The organism is Pseudoalteromonas sp. bablab_jr010, assembly GCF_016464105.1.
GTDB lineage: Bacteria > Pseudomonadota > Gammaproteobacteria > Enterobacterales > Alteromonadaceae > Pseudoalteromonas > Pseudoalteromonas simplex.
Genome location: NZ_JACDWV010000200.1, coordinates 26,988 through 34,370 on the forward strand (window position 1 = coordinate 26,988; position 7,383 = coordinate 34,370).

The window sequence follows — 7,383 nt, forward strand, 5'->3', positions numbered from 1 at the left end:
TTTATGGAAACGAGCCAAGTCGAAACGTTATTACGCGACGAATTAAAACTAGATGAAGTGATTGTTAAAGCAAATGGTAGCCACTACGAAGTGATTGCTGTTGGTGAGTGTTTTGATGGTTTATCTCGCGTGAAGAAGCAACAGTTGGTTTATGCTCCGTTAATGTCAACAATCTCAGACGGTACAATCCACGCTGTATCTATCAAAGCGTTCACACCGACTGAATGGAAACGCGAACAAAAATTTATTTTACCTCAATAGTCGCAGGGCCTCCAAATGGATCAATTTGTTATTCAAGGTGGCACCTCGCTGGCAGGTGAAGTCACTATTTCTGGCGCTAAAAATGCCGCTCTTCCAATTCTTTTTGCTGCGCTTTTAGGGCAGGGCAAAAGTACCTTTAGTAATGTTCCTCGTTTACGCGATATCGGCACCACAGAAGCCTTGTTAAAAACGCTGGGTGCAAATGTCGAATGGCAGCAAGACAAACTAATCATTGATGGTGCGACGGTTGATAAAACGCTTGCACCGTACGAGCTGGTAAAGCAAATGCGTGCCTCTGTGCTTGCATTAGGCCCTTTAGTTGCCCGTTTTGGCCAAGCGCAAGTATCACTGCCAGGTGGTTGTGCGATTGGTGCCCGCCCAGTTGATATCCATATTCAAGGCCTCGAGCGCATGGGCGCTATCATCAAGGTTGAAAATGGTTATATCAACGCTAAGGTTGATGGTCGCTTAAAAGGTGCTGAAATCTTTATGGAGATGGTCAGTGTTGGCGCAACAGAAAACTTACTAATGGCAGCAACGCTGGCTGATGGTAAAACTGTACTTGAAAATGCCGCTCGCGAACCTGAAATTACCGATCTTGCTAATTGCTTAATTGCGATGGGTGCGAAGATCAGCGGTGCAGGCACTAGCCGTATCGAAATTGAAGGGGTTGAGTCACTATCGGGTTGTGAGTACAGCATTCTTCCTGATCGCATTGAAACAGGTACCTTCTTGGTTGCGGCGGCAATGGCTGGCGGTGAAGTGCTTTGTAAAAATACAGACCACCATAGTCTTGATCCTGTGATTGAAAAACTACGCGCTACCAATGCCTTGGTTGAAGTCACTGATAACAGCATTTATCTTGATATGCGTGGCCGCGAATTAAAAGCAGTTAATATTAAGACTATGCCACACCCGGGTTTCCCTACCGATATGCAAGCGCAGTTTACAGCTTTAAATGTGGTAGCGAAAGGCAGTGCAACCATCACAGAAACGATTTTTGAAAACCGTTTTATGCACGTACCAGAGTTACAGCGTATGGGCGCAAACATTCGCTTAGAAGGTAATACGGCAATTTGTGGGGATACAGAAAGCCTATCAGGCGCGCAAGTGATGGCAACTGATTTACGTGCTTCAGCGAGCCTTATTTTGACAGGGATTGTTGCTCAAGGTGAGACTATTGTTGACCGCATCTATCACGTAGACCGTGGTTATCAACGCATTGAAGATAAGCTGAGTGCGCTAGGTGCTAATATCAGGCGCCGTTCAAGCTAATCGCTAAGACTTCCAAAAAAGGCCTAACACTTGTTAGGCCTTTTTTGTATCTGTATTACCTAAGTAACTACTGCTCGTCTTCGAGTTCTGCAACAGTCACCATTACTTTTAAGATTTTGCCATTGCGATATACTTCAAACTCAAGTTCTTTTCCTGGCTCTGTATTGGCCAGTTTCTCGAGCACTTGTTGTGGGTTTGCTACTGCAATACCGCCAATTTTAACTACAATATCTGTTTCTCTAATACCTGCTTTCCAGGCTGGACCAAATGGATCAAGTTGAGAAATACGCATACCTGCAACAGGCGTAAAGTTATCGCTAACATCTTTACCTGTACTATCAATGCCGGTGCCACTAAAGCCTAAATAGCCACGTACGACACGGCCATGCTTTATTAGTTTATCCATCACATCTTTGGCAATCGAGTAAGGCACCGCAAAGAAAATACCCTGAATATCGAGATTTTCATGAGTTTTAAATTGTGCCGAGGTAATACCGACTAAGTCACCTCTTGAATTGACTAACGCGCCACCTGAGTTGCCCACGTTAATCGCAGCATCCATCTGTAATAGGCTGCTGTAAGGGCTATCGATTAAGTTTTGTTTACCCGTCGCACTGATAATACCTTGGGTAATGGTTTGACCTAAGTTAAGCGGGTTACCTATCGCTAAAACAACATCACCTACACGTGGTTTAAATTTATCGTTCACTGGAATCTTTGGTAAATGCTCAGCGCTGATCTTTAACAGTGCTAAATCTGTTTGAGTATCAAAACCAATCACTTGTACATCATAAAAACGACGGCCATCAGCGAGCGTAACAATAATGAGGTCGGCATTTTTGATTACATGGTAGTTAGTCAAGATATAGCCGTCTTGGGTCATGATCACACCAGAGCCAAGAGCTTGAACGGTGTTTTGACGTTTATAGCGCGGTTGATTGGAAATGCTTTCTGAAAAAATAGTAACAACCGACGGCGCTGCTTTTTGTACTGCATCAGCAAAGCTCATATGTTCAGAGGATATCGCTGCAGGTAAATTCATATCTGGTAACAGTGTGCTACGAAGGCTTGGGCTAAATAAAACCACTAAAAAGGCAATGCCTAAACCAGTGAAAAGCGGTGGAAGGATAAATTTTAAAAGTTTCAGCACAGTATTCTTATTATCAGTGAGCAATCCCTTAATGATGGCACAAAAAAAATAACAGCGGCAAGCACCGCTGTTATTTTTTCATGATTTATCAACTAGGTTTACTGAATAAGTACGAAAATAAGCTCTCTACCTCGTTTAACACCTAGTACGATGTTACCTTTGGTATTTTCGATGATCTTATTCATGTCGCGGATTGTTTCAACGCGTTGACGGTTCACTTGCATGATCACATCACCTTCTTCAAGGCCGACACGAGCAGCTGGAGAACGCGCTTGTACGCCGGTTACTTCAACACCCTTACCATCACTCTTCTGGGTATTTTCTAATGTCGCTCCTTGGAAAGCTGGGTGCGTTTCTTCGCCAGCAGCAGTCGTTGCTGATGCACCATCTAATGTGACATTAACGGTTTTGATTTTGCCATCTCGGTAAATGCCCAGTTTTACTTTTTTGCCTTCGCCAAGGGTAGCAATTTTACTGCGTAATTCATGGAAACCACTAATTTCAGTACCATCAACGCTAATGATTACATCACCCGCTTTGATACCCGCTTTACTTGCTGCTGTATCATCCATTACTTGCATAACGTAAGCGCCTTGTTTTACGTCTAGCTGTTGTGCTTTAGCGAGGCCTGCATCAAGTGGTCGACCTGAAATACCCAGCGAGCCACGACGCACTTCACCGTGTTCGATGATCTGGTCAACAAGGTTTTTCATCATGGTAGATGGAATGGCAAAACCAATCCCCACATTACCACCTGATGCACCTAAGATAGCAGTGTTGATACCAATCAGTTCACCATTAAGGTTCACTAAAGCGCCGCCTGAGTTGCCTTGGTTGATAGCTGCATCGGTTTGAATAAAGTCTTCATAGCCCTCTATATTTAAACCGCTACGGCCAAGGGCACTGACGATACCTGATGTTACTGTGTGACTTAGACCAAATGGATTACCAATGGCAACAGCAAAATCACCTACACGTAACTGATCTGAATCGGCAATTTTAAGCGCTGTTAAGTCTTCAGCATCAATTTGCAGCAAGGCAATATCTGACTCTTTATCACTACCAATTTTGGTCGCGTCATATTCGCGGCCATCTTCTAAGGTCACCACCATTTTTTCGGCATCTTCGATAACATGGTTATTAGTAACCACGTACCCTTCGTCTGCATCAATGATCACACCTGAGCCTAGGCCACTAAATTCACGCTTTTGACTGCCACCACGAGGAACACCAAAAAAGTCATCAAATGGAGTCGCACGGCGGCGAACTTCTTTGGAGCCTGATACTTGAATGCTCACCACGCCCGGTGTGATTTGCTCAAGCATAGGTGCGAGGGTTGGCAATTGTTGACCATTTACAGCAACAGGAAGTTTTGCCATTGAAATTGCAGGGCTTAATAATAAGCTAGAAGATAAAATAGCAGCACTGATAACAGATAATTTCATTTTCATAGTCTGGGTTTACTCCACTTCAGAGATAAAGCAAAAACTAAAAAGGGCTGCATAAGCAGCCCTTTTCTTGGTTTAGATATAAAGCTGTTATATCTAATGACTATGGGGTCAAAAAAAAGTTCATCAAGAGGCTTTAGAATGTTCTGAAACTTTCTCTGAGCCAGTGAACAAGCCCGTTTCACCAACAACATAGTCAGCAGGCTGAGCTTCAGCACTTGAACGATCGCCTCTGCGGTCTTGTAATGAGTTTTGTAATTGCTCAGTTGTTTCTTTAGAAAAGAACGGCTCATTTGGGTGCTGTTTTTTATCAGCAAGTAGCAGTTTATTTGTTTCTTCTACATGGTTCAGTAGCTGGTCGTAGTTATCTTTCATTTTAGATACTAGCTTACCTGTGCTCGCTAGATGATCAGCTACATCTTGACGATATTGTTCAAGTGCATTGTTAGCTTGCTCGACTTGTTGTTCTAGTTCGTCTTGCTTAAATTGTTTTTTGGTTGCAAAAGCACCAATGAAGAATGCTGAAATTGCAACGATGATTAGAATACCTATCCAGGTAATTGTGCCCATAAATCTACCCCTTTGGGAAAAAATAACAAAAACAAATGCTTTAAAAGCATTTATAGTCCAATCATTATTAAAATATGCTTAATTTGATTGTGAAATCATACTGCGGGCTAATATACCCTGAGATACGATGCGTGTTAATATACTGTGCAAATTTAACTGTGTTTTATTGTAACGACCTATGACTCCTTGGCAGAAATACCAACAAGATTTACAACGTGAAGACTTTGTTCATGATGCAGCGCAAGAAAATGCAGTGCGCCATTTGCAAAGACTCTATGATGACCTAACGGCAGACAAACCGGCCGCGAAGGGGTGGTTTGCCAAACTATTCTCTAAAGATAGCACGCCAAGTATAAAAGGGCTGTATTTTTGGGGCGGAGTAGGTAGAGGTAAGACCTATTTAGTTGATACGTTCTACGAAGCTTTACCTACTGATCGTAAGATGCGTGTGCACTTTCACCGTTTTATGCATCGCGTGCATGATGAGCTGAAAAAGTTAAAAAATACCAGTAATCCATTAAATGTGGTTGCAGATATCTTTAAATCAGAAACAGATATTATCTGTTTTGATGAATTTTTTGTGCAAGATATCACTGATGCAATGCTGCTAGGTGGTTTGATGGAAGCCTTATTTGAGCGCGGCATTGTGCTGGTAGCTACGTCAAACATCGTGCCTGATGAGCTGTATCGAAACGGTTTGCAACGTGCACGTTTCTTACCAGCAATTGAGTTAGTAAAAGCCAACACCGAAATTGTTAATGTAGACTCGGGGGTTGATTATCGCTTACGTACCCTTGAGCAAGCCGAAATTTTCCATAGTCCGCTTGATAAGCAAGCTGATGATAATTTATTTGAATACTTCGATAAGTTGTCACCTGAGCCGGGTGTGCTCGATAAAGAAATTGAAATTGAAGGGCGGATGATCAAAACCCGTAAAGTGTCTGACTGTATTGCTATGTTTGAGTTTAGTGAACTATGCGAAACAGCCCGCAGCCAAGTTGATTACATGGAAATAAGCCGACTTTATAACACGGTGATTTTGTCGAACGTAAAAGCTCTTGGGCAAGCCAATGATGATGCCGCACGTCGTTTTATCGCGTTAGTGGATGAATTCTACGAGCGTCATGTTACGCTGATTATCTCTGCTGAAAAGCCAATAACCGAGCTATATAGCGAAGGTAACTTAAATTTTGAATTTAAGCGCTGTATTAGCCGACTACAAGAAATGCAATCGTTAGAATACTTAGCAAAAGAGCATTTAGCGTAGTAGAGCTGTCAGCTTTCAGCCGAACGGTGTTGAATGTAAGGCGCGCCAAGCAAGCGTGACGCCTACGATTGATGTAGGCGTGAAATTTATTTCGCGCGCACTTAGCTGATAGCCGATTTTCTCGAATAAAAAACAACCATCATATAGCAATGTGGTTCAAGTGCTGGTATACTCCCGCGTCTGCCACGTTGCGTTCTATTGCCAGATATTAGTTTAGCCTCTAATTGATGGCTCAAAGTCTTAAACTCGAAGGGGTTAAAGCATTCAACTTAGAGCGGTAATTAATAATAATTACCTGTGGTTTTAATTAAAAAACATTGGATTTTAATAAATGAAAACGTTTGTTGCTAAGCCAGAAACAGTAAAACGTGACTGGTACGTAGTTGACGCTGAAGGTAAAACTTTAGGTCGCATCGCTACTGAAATCGCTCGTCGCCTACGCGGTAAGCATAAAGCTGAATACACTCCTCACGTAGATACTGGTGATTACATCATCGTTATCAACGCTGAGAAAGTTACTGTTACTGGTAATAAAGCAAAAGACAAAATGTACCACGCACACACTGGTTTCCCAGGTGGTCTTAAGTCTACTACTTTCGACAAGCTTCAAGCTGCAAAGCCTGAAATGATCATCGAAAAAGCTGTTAAAGGCATGTTGCCACGTGGTCCTTTAGGCCGCGCAATGTACCGTAAACTTAAAGTTTACTCAGGTACTGAGCACAACCATGCTGCACAACAGCCTCAGGTTCTAGACATTTAAGGAGCACTATCATGGCAAATCAATACTACGGTACAGGTCGTCGTAAAAGTTCAAGTGCTCGCGTATTCTTACGCCCAGGCACTGGTAACATCGTAATCAACAAGCGCTCTCTAGAAGAGTACTTCGGTCGTGAGACTGCTCGCATGGTTGTTCGTCAAGCATTAGAGCACGTAGAAATGACTGAAAAGTTTGACCTACACATCACTGTTTCAGGTGGTGGTACAACTGGTCAAGCTGGTGCTATCCGTCACGGTATCACTCGTGCACTTATGGAGTTTGACGAGTCTCTACGTCCTACACTTCGTAAAGCAGGTTTCGTTACACGTGATGCACGTAAAGTTGAGCGTAAGAAAGTGGGTCTTAAGAAAGCACGTAAGCGTCCACAATTCTCAAAACGTTAATATTTACGTTTATCAGAATACCAAAAACCCAGCTTCGGCTGGGTTTTTTGTTTTTGGAGCTGCCAGCTTTCAGTAGTCAGTTTTTAGCAGATCGAGAGGGGGTTCCATCATTTATGCTTTTAAACAACAATAGCTTTACATTCATTTCTCGGGTTTTAAGCTTTTGATAGCTGATAGCTGATAGCTGATAGCTGATAGCTGATAGCTGATAGCTGATAGCTGATAGCTGATAGCTGATAGCTGATAGCTGA

8 protein-coding genes are annotated in these 7,383 nt (G+C 42.7%); 5 read left to right on the forward strand and 3 right to left on the reverse strand.

All coding sequences use genetic code 11. The features are described 5' to 3' along the window. Positions 1 to 3: 3 nt before the first annotated feature. Both JIG37_RS20710 and murA read left to right on the forward strand, forming a co-directional pair. Positions 4 to 261 (forward strand): BolA family protein, encoded by a 258-nt coding sequence (locus JIG37_RS20710; protein WP_054554171.1) that lies wholly within the window; start codon positions 4 to 6, stop codon positions 259 to 261. 15 nt (positions 262 to 276) lie between these two features. Then, entirely contained in the window at positions 277 to 1,536 is a 1,260-nt protein-coding gene (gene murA / locus JIG37_RS20715; protein ID WP_199530187.1) for a UDP-N-acetylglucosamine 1-carboxyvinyltransferase, read from the forward strand. Positions 1,537 to 1,603: 67 nt separating this feature from the next. Here murA and JIG37_RS20720 read toward each other — a convergent pair whose 3' ends face one another. From JIG37_RS20720 to JIG37_RS20730, 3 genes are all read right to left on the reverse strand, one after another. After that, complete coding sequence (locus JIG37_RS20720; protein ID WP_166339581.1) at positions 1,604 to 2,686, reverse strand: trypsin-like peptidase domain-containing protein; 1,083 nt, start codon at positions 2,684 to 2,686, stop codon at positions 1,604 to 1,606. Positions 2,687 to 2,784: 98 nt separating this feature from the next. Further along, positions 2,785 to 4,137 (reverse strand): Do family serine endopeptidase, encoded by a 1,353-nt coding sequence (locus JIG37_RS20725; RefSeq protein ID WP_138602010.1) that lies wholly within the window; start codon positions 4,135 to 4,137, stop codon positions 2,785 to 2,787. A 123-nt stretch (positions 4,138 to 4,260) separates the two neighbouring features. Continuing rightward, on the reverse strand, positions 4,261 to 4,704 hold the full coding sequence (locus tag JIG37_RS20730) for a YhcB family protein (RefSeq protein ID WP_054561090.1): 444 nt from the start codon (positions 4,702 to 4,704) through the stop codon (positions 4,261 to 4,263). Between the two features lie 178 nt (positions 4,705 to 4,882). Between JIG37_RS20730 and zapE the strand changes: the two genes are divergently transcribed. From zapE to rpsI, 3 genes are all read left to right on the forward strand, one after another. Continuing rightward, positions 4,883 to 5,971, forward strand: coding sequence for a cell division protein ZapE (zapE, locus tag JIG37_RS20735; protein ID WP_054554176.1), 1,089 nt, complete (start codon positions 4,883 to 4,885; stop codon positions 5,969 to 5,971). Between the two features lie 331 nt (positions 5,972 to 6,302). Next, the gene (gene rplM / locus JIG37_RS20740; RefSeq protein WP_054554177.1) at positions 6,303 to 6,731 is read left to right on the forward strand and encodes a 50S ribosomal protein L13; all 429 of its coding nucleotides are present in this window, start codon (positions 6,303 to 6,305) and stop codon (positions 6,729 to 6,731) included. An 8-nt stretch (positions 6,732 to 6,739) separates the two neighbouring features. Continuing rightward, a complete protein-coding gene (gene rpsI / locus JIG37_RS20745) occupies positions 6,740 to 7,132 on the forward strand; it encodes a 30S ribosomal protein S9 (RefSeq protein WP_095209788.1) in 393 nt (130 codons plus the stop codon). Positions 7,133 to 7,383 lie beyond the last annotated feature (251 nt).

Coding starts and splice junctions, on each gene's coding strand:
- JIG37_RS20710 (WP_054554171.1), top strand. CDS start 4: ATGGAAACGAGCCAAGTCGAAACGTTATTACGCGACGAATTAAAACTA.
- murA (WP_199530187.1), top strand. CDS start 277: ATGGATCAATTTGTTATTCAAGGTGGCACCTCGCTGGCAGGTGAAGTC.
- JIG37_RS20725 (WP_138602010.1), bottom strand. CDS start 4,137: ATGAAAATGAAATTATCTGTTATCAGTGCTGCTATTTTATCTTCTAGC.
- JIG37_RS20730 (WP_054561090.1), bottom strand. CDS start 4,704: ATGGGCACAATTACCTGGATAGGTATTCTAATCATCGTTGCAATTTCA.
- zapE (WP_054554176.1), top strand. CDS start 4,883: ATGACTCCTTGGCAGAAATACCAACAAGATTTACAACGTGAAGACTTT.
- rplM (WP_054554177.1), top strand. CDS start 6,303: ATGAAAACGTTTGTTGCTAAGCCAGAAACAGTAAAACGTGACTGGTAC.